Origin of the sequence: Janthinobacterium sp. P210005, from assembly GCF_036231865.1 — a bacterium.
Classification (GTDB): domain Bacteria; phylum Pseudomonadota; class Gammaproteobacteria; order Burkholderiales; family Burkholderiaceae_D; genus Janthinobacterium; species Janthinobacterium kumbetense.
Genome location: NZ_JAZARC010000001.1, coordinates 555,463 through 575,400, shown reverse-complemented (window position 1 = coordinate 575,400; position 19,938 = coordinate 555,463). Strand labels below are relative to the sequence as shown.

The 19,938-nt window shown below is 64.4% G+C and carries 18 protein-coding genes; 3 read left to right on the top strand and 15 right to left on the bottom strand.

Annotated elements, in window-relative coordinates:
• The first annotated feature begins 2 nt into the window (after positions 1-2).
• Together VPH40_RS02405 and VPH40_RS02400 are read left to right on the top strand one after the other, a co-directional pair.
• Complete coding sequence (locus VPH40_RS02405; protein WP_328572543.1) at positions 3-1,232, top strand: TIGR04063 family PEP-CTERM/XrtA system glycosyltransferase; 1,230 nt, start codon at positions 3-5, stop codon at positions 1,230-1,232.
• The gene (locus VPH40_RS02400) at positions 1,229-3,667 is read left to right on the top strand and encodes a glycosyltransferase (protein WP_328572542.1); all 2,439 of its coding nucleotides are present in this window, start codon (positions 1,229-1,231) and stop codon (positions 3,665-3,667) included. Before VPH40_RS02405 ends, VPH40_RS02400 begins: the two co-directional genes overlap by 4 nt.
• A gap of 9 nt (positions 3,668-3,676) precedes the next feature.
• Here the strand turns inward: VPH40_RS02400 and VPH40_RS02395 are convergent, their stop codons facing one another.
• From VPH40_RS02395 to VPH40_RS02360, 8 genes are all read right to left on the bottom strand, one after another.
• Positions 3,677-4,021: a hypothetical protein gene (locus VPH40_RS02395; protein ID WP_099668072.1), complete on the bottom strand. Its 345-nt coding sequence runs from the start codon at positions 4,019-4,021 to the stop codon at positions 3,677-3,679.
• Between the two features lie 158 nt (positions 4,022-4,179).
• A complete protein-coding gene (locus tag VPH40_RS02390) occupies positions 4,180-5,277 on the bottom strand; it encodes a serine hydrolase domain-containing protein (protein ID WP_328572541.1) in 1,098 nt (365 codons plus the stop codon).
• 57 nt (positions 5,278-5,334) lie between these two features.
• Complete coding sequence (locus tag VPH40_RS02385) at positions 5,335-7,074, bottom strand: serine hydrolase (RefSeq protein ID WP_328572540.1); 1,740 nt, start codon at positions 7,072-7,074, stop codon at positions 5,335-5,337.
• A gap of 209 nt (positions 7,075-7,283) precedes the next feature.
• The gene (locus VPH40_RS02380; RefSeq protein WP_328572539.1) at positions 7,284-7,928 is read right to left on the bottom strand and encodes a hypothetical protein; all 645 of its coding nucleotides are present in this window, start codon (positions 7,926-7,928) and stop codon (positions 7,284-7,286) included.
• Positions 7,929-8,225 carry a hypothetical protein gene (locus VPH40_RS02375; protein WP_328572538.1) on the bottom strand — a complete coding sequence of 99 codons (297 nt, stop codon included), beginning with the start codon at positions 8,223-8,225 and terminating at the stop codon, positions 7,929-7,931.
• A gap of 89 nt (positions 8,226-8,314) precedes the next feature.
• The gene (locus tag VPH40_RS02370; protein ID WP_328572537.1) at positions 8,315-8,740 is read right to left on the bottom strand and encodes a GNAT family N-acetyltransferase; all 426 of its coding nucleotides are present in this window, start codon (positions 8,738-8,740) and stop codon (positions 8,315-8,317) included.
• Positions 8,741-8,983: 243 nt separating this feature from the next.
• Positions 8,984-9,457 carry a MepB family protein gene (locus VPH40_RS02365; protein ID WP_328572536.1) on the bottom strand — a complete coding sequence of 158 codons (474 nt, stop codon included), beginning with the start codon at positions 9,455-9,457 and terminating at the stop codon, positions 8,984-8,986.
• A complete protein-coding gene (locus tag VPH40_RS02360) occupies positions 9,454-9,687 on the bottom strand; it encodes a hypothetical protein (protein ID WP_328572535.1) in 234 nt (77 codons plus the stop codon). Before VPH40_RS02360 ends, VPH40_RS02365 begins: the two co-directional genes overlap by 4 nt.
• A gap of 98 nt (positions 9,688-9,785) precedes the next feature.
• Between VPH40_RS02360 and VPH40_RS02355 the strand changes: the two genes are divergently transcribed.
• Positions 9,786-10,148 carry a TfoX/Sxy family protein gene (locus VPH40_RS02355; protein WP_328572534.1) on the top strand — a complete coding sequence of 121 codons (363 nt, stop codon included), beginning with the start codon at positions 9,786-9,788 and terminating at the stop codon, positions 10,146-10,148.
• On the opposite strand, the gene VPH40_RS02350 is transcribed toward VPH40_RS02355, so the two are convergent.
• From VPH40_RS02350 to VPH40_RS02320, 7 genes are all read right to left on the bottom strand, one after another.
• A complete protein-coding gene (locus tag VPH40_RS02350) occupies positions 10,137-11,141 on the bottom strand; it encodes a 2-hydroxyacid dehydrogenase (RefSeq protein ID WP_289898010.1) in 1,005 nt (334 codons plus the stop codon). The two genes, VPH40_RS02355 and VPH40_RS02350, sit on opposite strands and share 12 nt — an antisense overlap.
• 87 nt (positions 11,142-11,228) lie before the next feature.
• Positions 11,229-12,422 (bottom strand): hypothetical protein, encoded by a 1,194-nt coding sequence (locus tag VPH40_RS02345; protein ID WP_328572533.1) that lies wholly within the window; start codon positions 12,420-12,422, stop codon positions 11,229-11,231.
• 41 nt (positions 12,423-12,463) lie between these two features.
• Complete coding sequence (locus VPH40_RS02340; protein ID WP_328572532.1) at positions 12,464-13,654, bottom strand: hypothetical protein; 1,191 nt, start codon at positions 13,652-13,654, stop codon at positions 12,464-12,466.
• 2 nt (positions 13,655-13,656) lie between these two features.
• On the bottom strand, positions 13,657-15,240 hold the full coding sequence (locus VPH40_RS02335; RefSeq protein WP_328572531.1) for an MBOAT family O-acyltransferase: 1,584 nt from the start codon (positions 15,238-15,240) through the stop codon (positions 13,657-13,659).
• Positions 15,230-16,303 (bottom strand): glycosyltransferase family 4 protein, encoded by a 1,074-nt coding sequence (locus tag VPH40_RS02330; RefSeq protein ID WP_257219038.1) that lies wholly within the window; start codon positions 16,301-16,303, stop codon positions 15,230-15,232. Before VPH40_RS02330 ends, VPH40_RS02335 begins: the two co-directional genes overlap by 11 nt.
• A 2-nt stretch (positions 16,304-16,305) precedes the next feature.
• Positions 16,306-17,778: a lipopolysaccharide biosynthesis protein gene (locus VPH40_RS02325; protein WP_328572530.1), complete on the bottom strand. Its 1,473-nt coding sequence runs from the start codon at positions 17,776-17,778 to the stop codon at positions 16,306-16,308.
• 15 nt (positions 17,779-17,793) lie between these two features.
• The gene (locus VPH40_RS02320) at positions 17,794-19,878 is read right to left on the bottom strand and encodes a glycosyltransferase (RefSeq protein WP_328572529.1); all 2,085 of its coding nucleotides are present in this window, start codon (positions 19,876-19,878) and stop codon (positions 17,794-17,796) included.
• Positions 19,879-19,938: the final 60 nt, after the last annotated feature.

Here is a 19,938-nt window from a genome sequence, read left to right as displayed (position 1 = left end):
CCATGCGCATCCTGCACATCCTCGACCACTCGCTGCCCCTGCACAGCGGCTACACCTTCCGCACCCTGGCCATCCTGCGGCAGCAGCGCGCGCTGGGCTGGCACACGATGCAGCTCACCAGTGCCAAGCAGGGGCCGACGGATGGCGCGCAACAGCTGGTCGACGGCTGGCATTTTTACCGCACGGCGCCCGATGCGCGCTGGTGGGCGCGCCTGCCCGTGCTGCGGCAGGTGGCCGTCATCACCGGCCTGGCCGTGCGCCTGCGCCGGCTGGCGCGGCGGCTCAAGCCCGACATCCTGCACGCGCATTCGCCCGCCCTGAACGCCATCGCCGCCCTCAACGCGGGCCGCGCGTTGGGCATCCCCGTCGTATATGAAGTGCGCGCCTTCTGGGAAGACGCGGCCGCCGACCATGGCAGCAGCCGGCCCGGCGGCCTGCGCTACCGCCTCACGCGGGCACTGGAAACCTACGCGCTGCGCCGCGCCGACGCCGTCACCACCATCTGCGACGGCTTGCGGCGCGAGCTGTGCGCGCGCGGCGTGCCCGCGCATAAAATCACGGTCATCCCGAACGCCGTCGATGCGGCCGCCTTCAGCGCCACCGCCGCCGAAGACCATTGGCTGGCGCACAAGCTGGGCCTGCATGGCCACCTGACGATCGGCTTCATCGGTTCGTTTTACGCCTACGAGGGACTGGACCTGCTGCTGCGCGCCATGCCGCGCCTGCTGGCGGCGCAGCCGGCGTTGCGGCTGCTGCTGGCCGGCGGCGGCCCGCAGGAAGCGGCGCTGCACGCGCTGGCGGCCCAATTGGGCATCGCCCACGCCGTGGTCTTCGCCGGCAGGGTGCCGCATGCGCAGGTGGCCACGTATTATCAGTTGATCGACATCTGCGTGTACCCGCGCCTGCCGATGCGCCTGACGGAGCTGGTGACGCCCTTGAAACCGCTCGAGGCGATGGCCCAGGGCCGCCTCGTGGTGGCGTCCGACGTGGGCGGCCACCGCGAACTGATCGAGCATGGCAAGACGGGCATGCTGTTTCGCGCCGGCGACGCCGACGCGCTGGCACACGCCATACTGGCCCTGCTGCTGGCGCCTGCCAGCTGGCCGGCGCTGCGGCGCCAGGCGCGCGCCTTCGTCGAGACGGAGCGCAGCTGGGACGCCAGCGTGGGCCGCTACGCGCCCGTGTATGCGCGCGCGGCCGCGGCGCGCGTGGCGGCGGGAGCGATGCCATGATCTTCACGGGCCTGCGCATCGCGCTGGTCGGCCCGCTGCCGCCGCCGGCCGGCGGCATGGCGAATCAGACGGCGCAACTGGCGCGCAAGCTGCGCGACGATGGCGCGCAAGTGCAGCTGCTGGCCGTCAACGGCCCCCTGCTGCCGCCCTGGCTGGCGCGCATCCGCTACCTGCGCGCCGCGCTGCGCCTGCCCGTGCACCTGTGGCGGTTGTGGCGCGCCGCCAATACGGTCGACCTGTTCCACATCATGGCCAATTCCGGCTGGTCCTGGCATTTGCAGGCCGCGCCCGCGCTGTGGATCGCCAGCCTGAAAGGCAAGCCGGCCCTGCTCAATTACCGGGGTGGCGAAGCGGCCGCTTTTTTCGCCCGCTCGCCGCGCCTGGTGGCCTTCAGCCTGCGCCGCGCCAGCGCCATCGTCGTGCCCTCGGCCTACCTGGCCGGCGTCTTCGAGCGCCATGGCCATACGGCCCACATCGTGCCGAACGTGGTGGACTTGCAGCGTTTTACCCACGCCGCACGTGCCGCGCCGGCATCGGCCGATGGCCCGTGCATCCTCGTGGCGCGCCACCTGGAAAGCCTGTACGACAACGCCAGCGCCGTGCGCGCCTTCGCCATCGTGCGTCAACGCTACCCCACGGCGCGCCTGGTGCTGGCCGGCGGCGGGCCGCAGCGCGCGGCGCTGGCGCGCCTGGCCAGGTCGCTCGGCGTTCTCGATGCCGTACGCTTCGCCGGCCCCGTCGACAACGCCGCCATGCCGGCCCTGTACCAGGCCAGCGACATCGTCCTCAATCCCAGCCTGGCCGACAACATGCCCAATTCCGTGCTTGAAGCGCTGGCTTGCGGCGTGCCGGTCGTCAGCACCAACGTGGGCGGCATCCCCGCCCTGCTGCACGATGGCGTGACGGCGCTGCTGGTGCCGCCCGGCGAGCCGGCCGCCATGGCGCAAGCCATCGTGACGCTGCTGCGCGACCCGCCCCGCGCGCGGGCCATGGCAGACGCGGGCCTGGCGCACGCCGCCACCTTCGGCTGGCCCGGCGTCGCGCCCAGGCTGGCCGCCCATTACCGCCGCATCCGCGCCGCGCCGCGCCCCGGCGCCTACACGCGCTGCGTCGCCCGCTGGCTGTTTCCCCTGCACGAATGGTTGAAGGGCCACCACAGCGCGCGCCTGCTGCGCCGCCTGGAACGCTCGCAGTGGTGGAGCGCGCAGCAGCTGGAAGCGTGGCAGCTGGCGCGCCTGCGCGCGCTGCTGCGCCACGCGGGCGCGCACGTGCCGCATTACCGCGCCCTGTTCGCCCGCAGCGGATTCGACCCGGAACAGGTGCGGCAGCTGGCCGATCTGGCGCGCCTGCCGCTGCTGCGCAAGCGCGACATCGCGGCTGCGCGCGACAGTTTCAAGTCCGCCCGCGCCGTGGGCTTGCGCCCGTTCGCCACGGGCGGATCCAGCGGCGAGCCGCTGCAGTTTTTCCTGGGACGGCGCAGGGTCAGCCACGACATCGCCGCCAAGTGGCGCGCCACGCGCTGGTGGGGCGTCGACATCGGCGACCGCGAAGCCGTGTTGTGGGGTTCGCCCATCGAACTGCATGCGCAAGACCGCGTGCGCCGCCTGCGCGACGCGCTGCTGCGCACCACCCTGCTGCCCGCGTTTGCCATGTCGCCCGACCGCCTCGACGGCTACGTGCGGCAGTTGCGCCGCTGGCGTCCGCGCATGCTGTTCGGCTATCCATCGGCCCTGTGCCGCATCGCCAGCCACGCCGGCGCGCGCGACCTGCCGCTCGACGGCCTGGGCGTGAAAGTGGCCTTTGTCACGGCCGAACGCCTGTACGACGAGCAGCGCGCGCAGATCGCCGCCGCCTTCGGCTGCCCCGTGGCCAACGGCTACGGCGGGCGCGACGCGGGCTTCATCGCCCACGAATGCCCGGACGGCGGCATGCACATCACGGCCGAAGACGTGATCGTGGAAATCCTTGATGGCCAGGGCCAGCCGCTGCCGCCGGGAGTGACGGGCGAAATCGTCGTCACCCACCTGGCCACGCAAGACTACCCGTTCATCCGCTACGCCACGGGCGACATGGGCGCGCTGGGCACGCAGCCGTGCGCCTGCGGCCGCGGCCTGCCCCTGCTGCAGAAAATCGAAGGGCGCAGCACGGATTTCCTCACCGCCGTGGACGGCACCGTCATGCACGGCCTGGCCCTCGTCTACATCGTGCGCGAACTGCCGCAGGTGCGCAGCTTCAAGATCATCCAGGAAACCCTGCTGCGCACGCGCGTGCTGCTGGTCTGCCAGCCGCGCCTGGACGACGCCACCCGCGCCGCCATCGTCACCGGCTTCCAGGCCAGGCTGGGCGCGCAAGTGGATGTCGTTATCGAGGAAGTCGACGAAATCGCGGCGGAGGCGTCGGGCAAGTACCGCTATGTGCTCAGCAAAGTCGCCTAGCCAGGCGGCCTACGACGACATCAGATAATTCTTCCCCACCACGCGACCATGCCGGTCCAGTTCTAAGGACCATACCTCCAGTTCCGTGTTCAAGCGGTTCTCGAACCACAGCCGCTCGACGCAAGGCGCCGCGCATGGCGTGGTGGAATACTGTTTGAAAGAGACTCCCGCACGCTCGACATGCGTCGGCGCGCCGAAGCGGTCAAGCACCGCTTGCCGCGTATCGCCCGTCTGGATTTGATAGAACGCCGCCTTGCGGCTGTTGGAAAACACGCAGCATGCGGCGACATACCAGGCCGGGCTGAGGATGAGCAGGCACAGCAGAATTTTTTTAGGCGATATCTTGATTGGCATGCCATATTGTCGATGACTTCATCCGGCGCGACAAGCGGGCCATGCTAGCGAAAGCGAGGCCACAGCAGGCGCAAACAGTGACGCTGGAGGAACCACATAAACCGCAAATCGCGCAGATGCGGTGTTCTTCCATATATTCCTGAAGCAAATCGGGCCTTCTATCTTAAAAGATTGCTATTCATCACTATTTCCCTTATTTTTACTTCAAAATAGTAATGAAGGCCGCTATCCTCGCTATATTGATTTTCCAACACGACCACATCGACGTCTTTTTCAGGAAAATACACTTTAATCGATGCAAAGCCCAGGCCTTTTCCCGAGTGGCCTATATATTTGATGGGCGTTGTATCGCTCACATAAACGCCGTAACCATAACCGTTCTTTCCATCGCCAAAAGCGACATGCTGGCTGGATATGTCGTAACTCGTCATCCGCTGATAGGTTTCCGGTTTTAACATTCTGCCCCGATGCAGATTTTCATCCCAGATCGTCAAATCTTTTGCATTTGAAACAATGCCGCCGGCCGGGATGAAGCCGATCCAGTCTTTTCCCTGCACGGGATGCGCCTTCAGCGCGAATACATTTTCCGTGTTCACATAGCCATTGATGACCTTATTATTCTTATCTTCCTCATAGCAAAAACTGTTCTTCATTCCCAGTTCCTTGAACAAGTCATTTGCTGCCTCGATATACGTTTTCCCGCTGACTTTTTCAAAAATTTGACCCAGCATGGCATACGTTGTCACGCCATACAGAAAATCCGTCCCGGGCTTGAAGCTCAGTGGCTGGTCGATTTCAGTGATTCCCGCCGAAAAGTTGAGCAATTGATGCACGGTCACTTGATCGGCCCAGGTTTGCGGCAAGTCGGGCAAGTATCGTCTCACGGGACTGTGCAAGTCTATCTTGCCTTTTTCAACTTCCCTTAAAATCAGCACGGCCGTCATTTGCTTGCTGTTCGACATGATCCTGAAATTATCGTCCGGCCTTAACGGTATCTTGTTTTCAAAATCCGCATAGCCATAGGCTTTGGAGTATTTTGTTTTTCCATTTTTCGTGATGAGAATGACGCCATTAAAACTTCTTGGACTGGTCGCCTGTACCAGCTTGTCAATTTTGGCGGAGTAATCATCGGCCTTTTCCGCATGGGCATGATCGCCGGCCTGGGCATGCACTAAGGCGGATGCCATCAGCAAGAAAGAAAACGCCACTGCTTTTAATGGCAGCAGCGTCTTGTTGTCCGTATCGGAATTTTTCATGGGAAATTGTCGGTTAGTTGTTTATTTCCAGGGAAACGCCGTGCTCGACCGCAGCGTTCAGTCGTCCACCAGATCGAAGTCGGAAAACAAGCCGTCCGCCGTCAGGTAAACCAGCAGCGTGCGCTCCGGCTGGATGCCGCTGACGCGGTAGGCAAGGACGCTGTCCACCTTGCTGCCATGCCGTTCGATCGCGCGGCCTGCAACAGCTTGCTCGTGCAAAAAAGTGAGCGACTTAACATTGACGAGTTCGCCAATCGCCTGCGTGCCAAAGTTGTTCTTGATGCCAGATGTCGCAAAATCCGAATTGGCCAGGGCGCTGCCGCCACGCGCAATGTCGGCCAGCAAGGCCTGCACACTCCGGGTACGCGCAGGCTTGGGGTCGGTGCGCGCTTTCAAAGTGTGCATCAGCGGGCCGATGCGCGGCGCCGTGCTGGCTTTGTCCTTGGTCGTCACGACGACGCCTGTCACCTCGCCCTGTGCATCGACGGCGAACGCCAGTTCGCAATTGCGCGACGTCGAATGGAAACGGTGCGCGCCGACAGGCACGAAAGTTTCGTCCGGCAAGCCATCGTAAATGCTGCGCAGCTGGCCACCCTGCACATCGAAGGTACCTATCGTGTTGTTCGCCAACTCGTAGCGGCCCGTGTAGCGGCTGAGCGCCCTGGCATCGATCCTGATGACTGGGTGCTTGCGCAACACGGCGTAATCGGCATCCGGCCAGCGATAGACGCGGCCGATGGCGTCGGTCAGGCGGTCCATCATGCGGGAATTGTCATTCGCGTTAATCATGATCACGGCGCCCTGGCCCGTGCGGGAAAATGCCGTCAACAAGGTGTCGAAGCCTTCGTCACGCCCGCCGTGCGAGAAGCGTTGCGCGCTGCCGCTGCCGTGCAGGAAGACGCCCAGGCCCGCGTTCTCTATTTGCGCGGTCAGCATCTGTTGCGTCAAGGCTGCCGAGATGACCGGATTCGACGTGCCGGCCAGCGATTGCTGCACGCCGATGGCGAAGCGCGCCAGGTCCGACGCGTTGGTCCATAAGCCGGCCGCCGCCATTTCCGGATACACATGCCAGCGTCCCGCCACCAGGCTGCGGTCGGCAAGGTGACCGCTGGCATTCAGGCGCGCGCGCTCGGCCGGCGGCGGCTGCACATAGGAGCTCTCGTGCATGCCCAAGGGCGTGAGGACCGCGTCGCGCATGTAGTCGGGATACGCCTGGCCGCTCACGTCGGCCACCATTTGTTGCATGACGGTATAGCCGCCACCGGAGTAACGCACCTTGCTGCCTGGAACCATGTCAACGCGGATGGGTGCGGTATTTGCCGGTTGCTCGCCGTTCAGCACCTGGACCACGGTGGGCAGCGGCGCATTGCTGGCGTAGCCGGGGAAGCCGTGCACGGTCAGCCCCGCGTTATGGCTGAGCAGCCTGCGCAAGGTCACCTTCTGTTCGGCCGTCAGGGCGCTGTCCGGCAACTTCCACGTGAGCAGCCGGGGATTGACGTCTTCGTCAAGGCCAAGCTTGCCCTGCTCTACCAGGTGCAGCGCCCCCAGCGCGGCTACCGGCTTGCTGACCGACCCGGCCTGGAACAGCGTGTGCGGGCCGACCGGCGTCTTGCCGCCTTTTTCCGTGACACCGTACCCTTGCGCCCTGACAATTTTGCCGTTCTCGATGATGGCCAGCGACAGTCCGGGGATTTGCCGCATCGTCATTTCGGCCTTGACGATGTCGTCCAATGCATCCGCCCGGGCGCCACTTGCAAACAACAGGGGAAGGAGCAGTGCCAGGGGATGAACTCGCATGAACGATTCTTTCAACGGTGATGGACGGATGCCAGGAAGGAAACGTTGACGATACGTCAGCGCACCCTGCCGCCATGCGGGATTGCGACAGGCCGTCAAATATCAGTCATGGACGGTCATTTTCCCGGATGAATTGCGGCCCGCGTTTGCTGGCGCGACGAATTCCGGCTGCTTGCCGCCGTTGGCAGGTTCTGCGCCGTTGCGGGCCTTCACGCATCGCCGGTACTTGAAATATTCTGCACCATACTTAGCTCCCAGTGCTTTTGCCATTTTTCTGAATCGTCCTGATCGAACCAGCCAGCTACGTAAGAGGATATTTCATCCGCATCCTGCAAGTTCGATTCTGCCAAATATGAAACTGTCGCTTGAAATCCCGCCCCAATAAAAAATTCCACGCCCATTGATGTTCCGACATCCATATTTATATGCTTTGCTACCCAAAGGCTATGGATATCGCTTGTGCTGCCGAGGCGATAAAGCAAGAAGGCACAACGATAAATTCCTTCGTAAGAATCACCATCATCCTTAATTGTCCCATCCCAAAGCGCAATTCTATACTGCACTTCCTTCTCGAAGACTTGTCGAATTAGCGTGGAGTATGGCGCGAGTGGCCGCTCCAGCAGAATTTTGTAGAGTTGTTGGCGTACCCGCGGCGAGTCGAGTTCACTCTCGCTGTCAGGTGTCAGAAGTCCCTGGGAATGTTCAAAACACGCAAGAATTTTTTCAGCGCACAAGAAGGATATTTTATTTTTTTCTGCAGACCTATTTTGACTTATCTCACCTTCAACCTGCGCCACAATCTGAGGCGGGATAGGCAATTCTGGCGTATTTTTACGCTTAAAAAAATTCCACATTCAACTTGGCCTTTTCCGTGTGAAAGCCGCCCACGCAAGCAGCACAATGCCGGCAACGACACATCCGGCCAGACTCACGGCGGCACCAAACATGTACCACGCCACATCGAATCCGTGACTGTAGAATGTTCCGACAAATGGGCCGCTCACCAGCCAGATCAACGCCGCCAATTTCAGCAGAAAGTACGTCGCTTTACGGAGCGGGCGAGCAAGGCGCATCTGTTGAATAGCAGCCATGCCCATGACTGAACAAGCCAAGCCAGCCGCAATGATCAAGCGTGAATACGAATACTCCATGTCGCAACCTGACTTGTAGCTGAGCCGGCGGGCCCAGCAATTAAAAGACCGCGTAAAAGACCGTGGGGCTGCCGGTCATCGATCCTTGTCTACTTCTCGTAGATGGCCGGTCGGTTAATCTGCAAGAATAATTTGGGATTTTCCGGCGTTGAGAAGCCAAGCTTCTCATACAACCAATCGGCAGTCGTAGTCGCTAGAAGCAGTCGCCGGTAGCGGTCGACGCCAGGATAGCTCAGCATGCACTCGACAAGCCAGCGGCCAAGTCCCTTGCCACGATATTCTTCAATCACGAAAACGTCCGCCATGTAGGCAAAAGTAGCGTAATCGGTAATTAACCGGGCATATCCGATCTGCCGGCCTCTATGGTAAAGACCAAAATTGAGACTATTCTTGACCGCGTTAGCCACAGTCTCCTCGTCAATTCCACGAGCCCAAGTGCTGCGGCTGAGATTCTCATATATCACGTCGGGCTGTAACAATCCGTCGTCAGTAGAAACTTGGTAGTCCTCTTTCATCCAATTCATAAGCATCGTGATCCAGCATATCTAGTAAGTTGTAATGTGGGCATGTAGGAGCAATAATGGCAAAGGTCTCTTTATAGGAGGGAACAAACGCACACAACTGCCCGCTCCTGGCCGCCAGCGGACGATTACCATACCTCAGCAAAGATTTAATTACCATCCTGATAAAAAGAGATTTCTCAATCCCTTATATCACAGCGGCAAGGCGCAGATAAATTCTAAGGTGAATGGAAACAATCACGGCCCGAGCAGCTGTTCCAGCCTTTGCTGCTCCCCCGCCGTCACAAACCACGCCGCCTGCCAGCGCTGCGTGCGCTGCGCCTGGATGGACTCCGGCGCGCACCACGGCGGATACACGCGCAGCGCACGCTTGCCGCCCTGGGCGGCGCGCGACATCACGCCGCGCTCGATCAGCACGCTGCGCGGGAAGATGAAAAAGCCGTGCCGCGCACCGTCGCCAACGTCGTCAGCCACGGCGATGATGACGATGTCGACGGGGTCCGCTTCATCCAGCGGGGCGATGTCGGCGTCGGGATGGGGGCGCTTCCAGACGGTGACGAACTGGCCGATTTTCGTCGGCGTGGTTTTCGCCACGCGCAAGACCAGGCGCTTGCCGTGCAGCTCGGCGCGGCAGGCGCCGTAGTCCGCGCTTTCCGCTTCCGGTACGGGCGCTTGCGGCAAGCCCAGGAAAGCCCAGGGACTGGCCTTCATTGCGCGCTGAACTCGGCTGCGGCCTTGGCCGCCCACAGCGCTTCGGCATGGCTGGCGAACGGGCTGTCATAGCCGTCGACCTTGCCATCCTCGTCGACAAAGTACAGCCACCAGCCGTCGCCCTGCTCGCGGATGACCGTCTGGCCCGGTGCGCAATGGGATTCGATGGTATCGCCGGCGGCCAGGGTGGCGATGCGGATGCCGCGGTGAACAAGATGCTGGGGTGTCATGGCAAAATAGCTAATGCAAAATAAATAATGGCGACAGTGTAGCCGCCGCGGCCCATCCTGGCCAGTGCGCTACACTGTTCTTTCACACGGAGGACGACATGGCATCACAGCAAGGCACGGTGGATTTTTTGCTCGACCAGATGGCGGGCGCGGGCGGCATCAGCGCGAAAAAAATGTTTGGCGAGTATGGCTTGTATTGCGACGGCAAGATGTTCGCCATCGTCGCCGACGACCAGCTGTTCATCAAGCCGACGGACGCGGGCCGCGCCTGGATCAGCGCACAAGGCACGCTGCTGGAAGCGCCGCCCTATCCGCAAGCCAAGCCGTATTTCCTCATCGATGGCGGGCTGTGGGACGAACGCGACTGGCTGAGCCAGCTGGCGCGGCGCACGGCGGACGCCTTGCCGCTGCCGAAACCCAAGCCGCCGCCCAAGCCCAGGAAGCAAGTATCAGCTAGTTAAGACGCTGTTTTCGCACGCCTTGCCCTGGCGGAAGCACGCGAGGTTGTGATACGTGATGGCGGCGATCTCGCGCAGCGCTTCCATGGTGAAGAAGCCCTGGTGGCCCGTCACCAGCACGTTCGGGAAGGTCATCAATCGCTGGAAGATGTCGTCGTCGATGATGTCGGACGAGCGGTCCTGGAAGAACAGATTGCTTTCCTGCTCGTACACGTCGATGGCGAGCGAACCGAGCTGGCGCGATTTGAGCGCCTCGATGACGGCGCCCGTATCGATCAGGCCGCCGCGCGACGTATTCACCAGCATGGCGCCCTTCTTCATCTGCGGCAAGGTTGCTTCGCTGATCATGTGGCGCGTGCTCTCCATCAGCGGGCAATGCAGCGAGACGATGTCGGACTCGGCCAGCAGCCGCGGCAGCTCCACCATCGTGCCCAGGTCCGCGAACGCGGGCGCCGGATACGGGTCGTGGCCCAGCACCGTGCAGCCGAAACCCTTGAAAATGCGCGCCGTCGCAAGGCCGATCTTGCCCGTGCCGACGATGCCGACCGTTTTACCGTGCAGGGTGGCGCCCAGCAAGCCGTCCAGCGAGAAATTGCCTTCGCGCACGCGGGCGTAGGCGCGGTGCGTGTGGCGGTTCAGGGTTTGCACGAGGGCCAGGGTGTATTCGGCCACGGCTTCCGGCGAATACGCGGGCACGCGCGCGACGAACAGGCCCAGGCGCCTGGCCGCTTCCAGGTCGAGATTGTTGTAGCCGGCGCAGCGCAGCAGGATGGCGCGCACGCCGTAGCCGTGCAAGGCTTCCAGCACGGGCGCGTCGAGCACGTCGTTGACGAAGACGCACACGGCGTCGGCCCCTTGCGCCAGGACCACGGTTTCCTGGCTCAGCAAGGCGCTGTGGTAGACCAGTTCGATGCCGGCGGAATCGGGCTGGGCCGGCAAGGCTTCGTCGAAGAAACGGCGGTCGTAGGGCTGGCTGGCAAAGAAGGCGATTTTCATGGGGAGTCCTGGAACTTGCTGGATGGCAAAACATTATCATAGCGCAAGCGCCCTGCCCCACGCCGTACGGCTGGCGCCGTCGGTCGCCTATTTGGGTTCGCGGGGCAAGGTCAGCGCGTGGCGCAGGTAGGCCGTTTCCTCGGCGTGCTGCGCGTGGTAGCGCTCGCGCGCGGCGCGCATGGCCGCCTGGTGGGCGTCGATGCTGGCCTGCGTCAGTTCCACGCCGAAGTCCGCCGGCGGCGGCTCCGGGCCGCCGAACAGGCGCGCCAGGATGAAGCGGCCCACATTGTCGCGGTAGTGCGACGCTTCCCAGTAATAGCGCATCTCGCGCGCGCCCGTCACTTGGGGGATCGGCTCGCTGGTGATGCTGTTAAAGCCGGAAAAATCAAGCAGGCGCACGTCGCAACCCTGGCGCCGGTAGCGTCCAGCCATGTTCGTCAGGTCGCGCTGCCACGTTTCCATGGCAGCCCACTTGCCGCGCCAGTACAGGGCGTCGAGCGTGAGCGCATGCGTGGGATTGATGTACAGGCGCAAGCGTGTGCCGCCACGGCACAGTTTCCCCACGCTCGCATCGAAGGCGTGCAGCGCGGACGCCGTGGGGCCCAGGCCGTCGCTGAATTCCTGCAGGCGCGGCGTGAACGCGCGCGCCGTGCCGGTCCAGGTACGGTTGCGGCTGGTGAGGCAGGATTCGTCGCGCTGGCCGTGCAGTGCCAGGCTGGACAGGCACACGCCGTCATAGCTGCCGCTGAGGATGCGCCAGGTGTCGCGCGTCATGTCGACCGTCAGGCCGCGCTTGATGTTGAGCAAGGCGCGCCGCGCGAAAAACGCGGGGCCGGGGTCCGTCAGGCCCGGTTCCACGCCGGCCGAGCCCAGTTCCAGCGAGAACGAAGGTGCGTCGATGCCCCACACCATGGTGTCGACATGGCTGACCCTGGCCGCATGCTCGGCCAGGCGCATGGCTTCGCCGATGGAGGCGCCCGACACGGCGCTGTTGAAGACGCTCTTGCCTTCGAACAAGGTGCGCACGCGATGCGTCGGCAAGCCCATTTCCGTGCGCGAATTGCCGATGTAGACGACGGCCGGCCGGTAGCGCGCCACGGCATACGTCTTGCCCCACACGCTGAGTTTTTCGGTCGTCGGCCGCAATCGCTGCAGCAGCGGGCTGTCCCACTGGTGCAGCAGATACGGATCGACGTGGTAATTGACGGCGGACACGAGGGCCAGCGCGGCCAGCACGCAGGCGAAGAAGATGGCGAGGTAGCGGCGGGCGGTGGTATCCATGGTCGGCACGGGAAGTAGCAACATGAGTAGAGAAATGGCGTTCAGCGCCGGATCAGCGGCCCGTCCAGCACCTGCCGCGCATAGGCCGCCTCGCGCGCGTGTTCCATGCCATAGCGGTCGCGCGCCGCGCGCATGGCCTCCTGGTGGTCGTCGACGTTGGCCTGCGTCAGCTCCACGCCGAAATCGGCCGGCGGCGGCGTATCGCCGCCGAACAGGCGCGCCAGGATCAAACGACCCACATTGTCCCGGTAATGCGACACTTCCCAGTAATAATGCATGTCGGGCTTGCCGCTGACGAGCGGGGTCGCTTCCGTCGTGATGCTGTTGAAGCCGGAAAAATCATGCAGGCGCACGTCGCAGCCGTGCAGGCGGTGGCGCTCGACGAGCTGCACCAGTCCCCGCTGCCAGGCTTGCATGGCATCCCACTTGCCGCGCCAGTGCAGCGCGTACAAGGTCAGCGCGTGCGTGGGGTTGATGTACAGGCGCAGGCGCAGGCTGCTGCGGCACAGCTTGCCGATGCTGGCATCGAGCGCCAGTGTCGAGGGCGGCGTCGGCCCCAGTCCGTCGCCGAATTCCTGCAGCCGCACGGGAATGGCGTCCTTCGTTCCCAGCCAGTGCCGCATGCCCTTGCGGGTGCACGTCTCGTCGCGCTGCCCGTACAAGGCTAGGTTGGAGCGGCAGACGTCGCCGGCCTTGCCCGTGAGGATGCGCACGCTGTCTTCCGTCATGTCCAGGGTCAGGCCCCGCTTCAGGTTGACCAGGGCGCGCCGGGCGAAAAAGCCGTGTTCGGCGCCCGTCAGGCTGTCTTCCACCCGCGCCGCGCCCATGTCCAGGGAAAAAGTGGGCGCGTCGACGCCCCACACCATGGTCTCGACGCGGCTGACCCTGGCCGCATGCTCGGCCAGGCGGATGGCGTCGCCGATCGAGGCGCCCGACACGGCGCTGTTGAAGACGCTCTTGCCGTCGAACATGGCGCGCACGCCCGTCGGCAAGCCCAGTTCCGTGCGCGAATTGCCGATGTAGATGACGGCCGGACGGTAGCGCGCCACGGCGTAGGTCTTGGCCCAGGCGCCGAGCTTTTCATTGAGCTGGCGCGGGCGCTGCAGCAAGGGACTGTCCCACTGGTGCAGCAGATAGGGATCGACCTGGTAATTGAGCAAGGAGACGGCGCCCAGCACCAGGCCGACGCAGGCGAAAAAGCCGGTGAGGTAATGGCGGGCGGCGGTATCCATGCTCAGAACTGGAAGTAGAGAAATTCGGTGACCCGGTTCATGCCGAAGATGCAGGCGATGAACAGCGCGGCAAAGCCCACGCTCCAGCGGCGCGTGGGGCGCCAGCTGAAGGCCCAGCGCCCTGCCGGCTGAAAGATTCTTTCAATGGCAGGCTCGTAGAGAAAGAATATTTCTTGCGTATTCGGCGCCTTGAAGGCCAGCAGCATCGCCGCCAGCAGCACGGGCAAGCCCGGTCCCGCCAGTTCGATCCAGCGGATGCCGTCGAACGCGGGATGCATGCCCCACTGCGCCAGGCTGGCCCCATGGCTGGCCAGGCCGCGCGGCAGGCTCACGCCGTTCGCGCCCACCAGCGCGCCCGCGATATCCCAGGCCGTGGCCACGTCGGGCGCGCGGAAAAAGATCCAGGCCAGCATGACGGCAAGAAAGGTCAACAGACTTGACCACCACATCGGCCACCAGCGCAGCCAGCGGTACGCCCGCGCTGCGCCGAAGACCCGCTGCCACGCCTGCTGCAGCACCAGGTACAGGCCGTGCAAGCCGCCCCAGATGACGAAAGTCCAACCGGCGCCGTGCCACAGGCCGCCCAGCAGCATGGTCAGCATCAGGTTGCGGTAGCGCATGGCCTCGCCGCGCCGGCTGCCGCCCAGGGGAATATACAGATAGTCGCGCAGGAAACGCGACAAGGTCATGTGCCAGCGGCGCCAGAAGTCGGCGATATTGGCCGCCTTGTACGGCGAATTGAAGTTCAGCGGCAATTTCACGCCGAACAGGCGCGACAGGCCGATGGCCATGTCGGAATAGCCGGAAAAGTCGAAGTACAGCTGGAAAGTGTAGGCCAGCACGCCGATCCACGCTTCGATCAGGGTGGGCGTGGCGCCGGCCGCGAAGACGGGAATGGCCAGCGGCGACAGGTTGTCGGCGATCAGCACTTTTTTTGCCAGGCCGATGGTAAAAATCGACAGGCCGATGGCGAAATTGGCTGCGCGCGGGTGGGCGTTGGCCGGGTCGGCGAACTGCGGCATCATGTCGCGGTGGTGCAGCACGGGCCCGGCGATCAGGTGCGGAAAGTAGCTGACGAACAGCACGTAATGGATGAAACGGTATTCGCGCACCTCGCCCCGGTAGCAATCGACGAGGAAGGCGATCTGCGTGAAGGTAAAGAACGAGATGCCGATCGGCAGGATGATGTCGAGGCCGGACCACGGCAGGCTGCCAGCGCCAGCACCAGCAAGCCCGGCGACGGCATTCACGCTGTCGATGAAGAAATTCGCATATTTATAGTAGGCGAGCAAACCCAGGTTCAGCGCCAGCGCCGCCAGCAGCACGCGCTTGCGGGCCGCGCCTGCGCGCGCGCCGATCAGGCGCCCGGCGCCATAATTGACGCAGATGGACGCCAGCAGCAGCGGCAGGTAGCGCACATCCCACCAGGCATAGAAGAACAGCGATGCGCCGGCCAGCCAAGCGGCCGGCGCCAGGCGGCGCCAGCTGGCGGGTGCGCCGGCGGTGGCCCAGCGGTCCAGCAGGAAATAGCCGGCCAGCACGATGGGCAGATAGCCGAACAGGAAGGCGAAGGAATTAAACAGCATGTTGCCTCCTGGCAGGCAGCGACTGCGCCTGGTAATAACACTCGGCGATCTGCGCCGCCACCCGTTCCCACGTAAAACGTTCCACCAGCGCTTGCACGCGGGCGCGTCCGGGGGGCAGCGCCAGCAATGCGAGGATGGCCTGGCGCTGCGCGGCGCCATCGTCCCAGCGCACCTTGCGCAGCGCAAACGCGGAATCGGGCAAGTCCAGCGCGCTTTGCGCCGTCATGACGACGGGCGTGCCGGCCGCCAGCGCTTCGAGCACGCTCAAGGGAAACACTTCGCCCTGGCTGGGCAAGGCCGCCACGGCCGCCGCATGGTAGGCGCTGGCCAGCAGCGGGTCGGCGTGGTCGAGCGCGCCCAGCCAGCTGACGTGCGGCAAGTCCAGCAATTGCTGCAGATACGCTTGCTGTTCGCGCGGCGCGGCGCCGATCAGCACCAGCGGCAAGCCGGCGCCCGCCAGCGCCTGGGCCAGCCCCAGCTGGTTTTTATACGGCGAAATGCTGCCCACCATCAGCACGAACGGCCCCGCGATGCCCGTCTCGCGCAGGAACAAGTCGCCATTGGCCGTGAAGAAATGCGGGTTGATCCCGTTCGGCAAGACGCGGATGGCTTGCGCCAGCATGCCGAAACCGTGCACGATGGCGTCGCGCTCCGCCTCGCCCAGGGCGATCACCACGTCGGCCAGCTGCAGGGCGCGCCGCGTCTGCGCATAGCTCGTCTGTACCATCCATTCCGTCAGGCGCCCCGCCAGCCGGTCGGCCAGCCGCGCGCGCCAGGCGCTGGCCCGGCCCCAGCCCGGCGACAGCAGCGGCGACAGCACCACGGGCACGCCTTGCTCGCTGGCCATTTCCATGATGCGGTAGGTGCCATTGCTCGCCGAAAACACGTGCAGCACGTCGAAATCGGCCAGCCGCTGATGGTTGGCGTCGACCAGCTGCACGGCCAGGGGACGCGCCGGCAGCTGGGGCAGCCGGTTCAGCGCGGCAATGGTTTCGCGTACCTGGATCTGCAAGCCGCCGTCGCGCTGGAACAGCATCGGGTAGGACAAGATACCGACACGCATGGTCATCCTTTCGTCCATTTGACTGCCAGCCAGCGTCCCGCCAGCTTGCGTTGCAATAACAAAAATTCTCCGGCCAGCTCATGCTGCAACAGGAAAATCCCCGCCAGCCAGCACAGCAAGGTGACGAGCGCCGTGCCCGCCAGCGCCAGCAGTGCCGGCGTGTCCGCGGGCAGCCACAGCAGCGCAGCGACGGGCGCGACACTACTGACGCCGCACAGCAGCAGGCTCTTGCGCAAGGCCCGCGCCAGGATGCGCCAGTCCAGGGCGCTCAAGCGCCGCAGACAACCGTAGTTCAGCCAGCTGCGAAGCACGTTGCTCAGCACCACGGCCCAAGCCACGGCCAGCAGGCCGAACGGCGCCGCCGCCAGCAGCAGCGCCACCTTGATGCCGCCGGCGCAGGCATCGAGCCGCACTTGCGCCTGCAGCTGGCCCGTCGCCACGAACAGGTAGCGGGCCATGCTGAACATGCTATACACGGCCGAGGACAGGCACATGATGCGGATCAAGGGCACACAGCCTAGCCATTGCGTGCCATACAACACCTTGACCAAGGGCAAAGCCATGCAGGCGAGAAAGAGAAAAAACGGCCAGGCCAGCGCCGTCATGTAACTGATCGTGCGCAGATACACGAGTTCCGCCCCGCCCTGCCCCCCTTCCCCGCGGGCACGCGCCGCGAACAGGGGAAACACGACGGGAGAAATGGCGCTGGTAATGGCCTGGTTAAAGATATTGAGCACGCTTTGCGCCTTGCCGAACAGGGCCAGGCTTTCAATGCCGATCAGCTTGCCGATGATGAGGTCCGGCGCCGCCACGCCCGCCTCGTCGACGAGGCCGCCTCCCGTCGCATACGCGCCAAAACGGCCGATGGCGCCCATGCCCCGCCGTCCCGGCAGCCACGGCAGCTCCTTGGGACGCACCAGCAGGCTCACCAGCAGCGACGCGCAGGAACCGGCCAGCGCCGCCCACACTATGCTCATGTAACTGCAGCCCTGCAGCGCCAGCAGCACGGCCACCAGCAGGTTGACGGCGCTATTGGCCGCATTGATGGCGTAGATGGCGCGAAAGCGCAGTTGCCGGCGCAGCATCGGCAAGGTCAGCGCGCTGAACGGGATCAAGACAAAATTGATGGCCAGCAGGCGCAGCACGAGTGTCAGCCGGGGTTCGCCATAGAATTGCGCGAGCGGCGCGCTGGCCAGCAGCACCACCCCCGCCAGCAGCCAGGCGACGAGCAGGCTGGTCGCCAGCGCGGCCCGCAATTTCACGGCATCGAGCTGCTTTTCCTGGATCAGGTATTGCCCCACGCCAAAGTCACGCACCACTTGCGCCAGGGCAACCAGCACGGCGCCCAGCGAATACACGCCCACCTCGGCCGGCGTCAGCAGGCGCGACAGCACCATGGTGGCGACGATGCCCAGCAGCAGCACCGTGTATTTTTCGGCGAAGGAAAAGAAAAACGAATGGCGGGTGGCATTCATCCCCGTGACCGGCGCCTACACGAGGCCGGCATAGAATTGGCGCAGCTGGCGCTCCAGGCGCGGCATCGAATAGCGCTGCACGGTTTCTTCGCGGGCCAGCCGTCCCATGCGGGCGCGCCGTGGCGCATCCATCAGCAGCTGCGCCACGGCCGCGCAGGCGGCGTGCTCGTCGTCCAGCGGCAGCAGCAAGCCGCCGGCGCTGTCGTGCAGGATATCGTGGGTGCCCGGCACATCCGTCCCCACGGCCGGCACGCCGCACGCCATCGCTTCGATGGTGGCGATGCCGAAACCCTCATTTTTACTCAGCAACACATGCAGGTCGAAGGCGGGCATCAGCCATTCGACGCGCTGCTGGAAACCGGCAAACACGACCCTGTCCTGCAAGCCCGTCTGTTGCGCCTGCAGCCGCAGCATGGCATCCAGCGGCCCCGTGCCCACGAGTACCAGATACAAATGGGGAAACCGGGGCGCCAGGCAGGCGAACAGGGCCAGCAGCGCTTGCGGGCGCTTCTGTGCGGAAAGCCGCGCCACGCAGCCGAGCACGAGCGCGTCCGGCGGCAGCCCCAACTGCTGGCGCGCCAGTACTCTCCGTTCCGGCGAGACGATGAACGTTTCCGTATCGACGCCGTTGGGAATCACGGCCAGCCGCGTGTCCGGCGCCAGCATGTCGCGGTACAGGTCGAGGAAATGCCGCATGGACGAGGCCGACACGGCATACACACCCTTGACGGTGCGAAACGCTTCCTGCAGCCGGGGCCGCTGCCAGTCGCTGAACGGCTCCAAGGGAAACGCATTGTGCACGCTGATCACGGCCGGCAAGCGGCATTGCCGGGCCAGCCACAGGATGGAAGCGCCATAGCTGGTCCAGCAAAACGCCACGTGGACGATATCGGGCCGCAGCCGCCGCAGCCGCCACGCGCCCGTGACCCTGGCGCGCAGCCAGTTCCAGCGCCGCCAGGCCCAGTGTTCGAGAAACAAGGGCGGCTCGTACACTTGCACCTGCAGCTGCTGCGCGCGCAAGCCTTGCGCCCACTGGCTGAAACCGGGAAAGCGCCGTAGGGCCAGCACGCTGTCGTAGCCGTTCGCGCCCAGCATCTTCGCCTCTTGCGCCATGCGCAGCTCCATGCCGCCCAGCTCGCCCGAATAACTGCTGATGACGATGCGCGGCAAGCGTTTGCGCCGTCCCCGCCACGCTTCATGGAAGAAACCGCGCAGCCAGGCCCGTTCCCACTGGCGCAGGAACAGGTCGGCGTGGTCGCGCCGCAGCCAGGCCCGCACGGCGCCCAGGGTATCGCGCACGTATCTGCCCAGCATCCAGCGCGGCACGCCGAGGAGTTCCACGCTGGGGGCGAAGGTCGCCAGCCGGCATTGGCCCCGGCCGAACAGCATGGCGCGGCGCAGTATCCAGGCGCGCCGCACTTGCGGGGCACGGATGATGTGCGCCACTTGCGCCCGCGGACAGAACCAGGAAGGGTTGCCGGCCGCATGCATCTCAAGGTTGAGCCGGGTTTCGCTGCCCATGGCGTAATTGGCGCCCTGCGGGCCGATGCTTTCGTCATAGCGTGCGCCCGCCTCGAAGATGCGGCGGCGTATCGCCATGTTGGCGCCCCAGACGAGGCCAGGATAGATGGGGGCGTCGCGCAAGTCGGCGCTGGTGATGCCCCACGTCAAGCCGACCGGCGTCAGGCGCAGCAGCCATGCCTCCGGTTGCTCGCGCCAGGCGGGCACGATGGCGCCGCCGAACAGCGCGTAGCCGGGGTGGGCGCGCGCGCTGTCCTGCAGGCGGCACAGCCAGTCGGATGCGGGCATGGCGTCGTCGTCGCCAAACACGAACAACTCGCCGCCATCGCCCCCTTGGCGCAAGGCGTGTTCGACGGCGCCGTTCAGGGCGGGACTGCGGCCGCGCCGCGCCACGTAGAGATAGCTCAAGGGCAAGCGGCCGCGAAAGGCGGCGATCACCCGGGCCGTGGCGTCGGTGCTGCCATTGTCGGCGATGACCAGGCGCCAGCCGCCCCTGGGCGACTGCAAGCCCATGTAGGCGCGCAATACCTGGGGCAAGGTGCCGGCGCCATTGTAGGTCGCCATGAGAACGGTCAACAAGGACATGCCTCCTTGGTCTTACCATGACAAAACTGATTGGCAGTATTCAACAACGCCGGG

Coding starts and splice junctions, on each gene's coding strand:
- VPH40_RS02405 (WP_328572543.1), top strand. CDS start 3: ATGCGCATCCTGCACATCCTCGACCACTCGCTGCCCCTGCACAGCGGC.
- VPH40_RS02400 (WP_328572542.1), top strand. CDS start 1,229: ATGATCTTCACGGGCCTGCGCATCGCGCTGGTCGGCCCGCTGCCGCCG.
- VPH40_RS02395 (WP_099668072.1), bottom strand. CDS start 4,021: ATGCCAATCAAGATATCGCCTAAAAAAATTCTGCTGTGCCTGCTCATC.
- VPH40_RS02390 (WP_328572541.1), bottom strand. CDS start 5,277: ATGAAAAATTCCGATACGGACAACAAGACGCTGCTGCCATTAAAAGCA.
- VPH40_RS02385 (WP_328572540.1), bottom strand. CDS start 7,074: ATGCGAGTTCATCCCCTGGCACTGCTCCTTCCCCTGTTGTTTGCAAGT.
- VPH40_RS02380 (WP_328572539.1), bottom strand. CDS start 7,928: ATGTGGAATTTTTTTAAGCGTAAAAATACGCCAGAATTGCCTATCCCG.
- VPH40_RS02375 (WP_328572538.1), bottom strand. CDS start 8,225: ATGGAGTATTCGTATTCACGCTTGATCATTGCGGCTGGCTTGGCTTGT.
- VPH40_RS02370 (WP_328572537.1), bottom strand. CDS start 8,740: ATGAAAGAGGACTACCAAGTTTCTACTGACGACGGATTGTTACAGCCC.
- VPH40_RS02365 (WP_328572536.1), bottom strand. CDS start 9,457: ATGAAGGCCAGTCCCTGGGCTTTCCTGGGCTTGCCGCAAGCGCCCGTA.
- VPH40_RS02360 (WP_328572535.1), bottom strand. CDS start 9,687: ATGACACCCCAGCATCTTGTTCACCGCGGCATCCGCATCGCCACCCTG.
- VPH40_RS02355 (WP_328572534.1), top strand. CDS start 9,786: ATGGCATCACAGCAAGGCACGGTGGATTTTTTGCTCGACCAGATGGCG.
- VPH40_RS02350 (WP_289898010.1), bottom strand. CDS start 11,141: ATGAAAATCGCCTTCTTTGCCAGCCAGCCCTACGACCGCCGTTTCTTC.
- VPH40_RS02345 (WP_328572533.1), bottom strand. CDS start 12,422: ATGGATACCACCGCCCGCCGCTACCTCGCCATCTTCTTCGCCTGCGTG.
- VPH40_RS02340 (WP_328572532.1), bottom strand. CDS start 13,654: ATGGATACCGCCGCCCGCCATTACCTCACCGGCTTTTTCGCCTGCGTC.
- VPH40_RS02335 (WP_328572531.1), bottom strand. CDS start 15,240: ATGCTGTTTAATTCCTTCGCCTTCCTGTTCGGCTATCTGCCCATCGTG.
- VPH40_RS02330 (WP_257219038.1), bottom strand. CDS start 16,303: ATGCGTGTCGGTATCTTGTCCTACCCGATGCTGTTCCAGCGCGACGGC.
- VPH40_RS02325 (WP_328572530.1), bottom strand. CDS start 17,778: ATGAATGCCACCCGCCATTCGTTTTTCTTTTCCTTCGCCGAAAAATAC.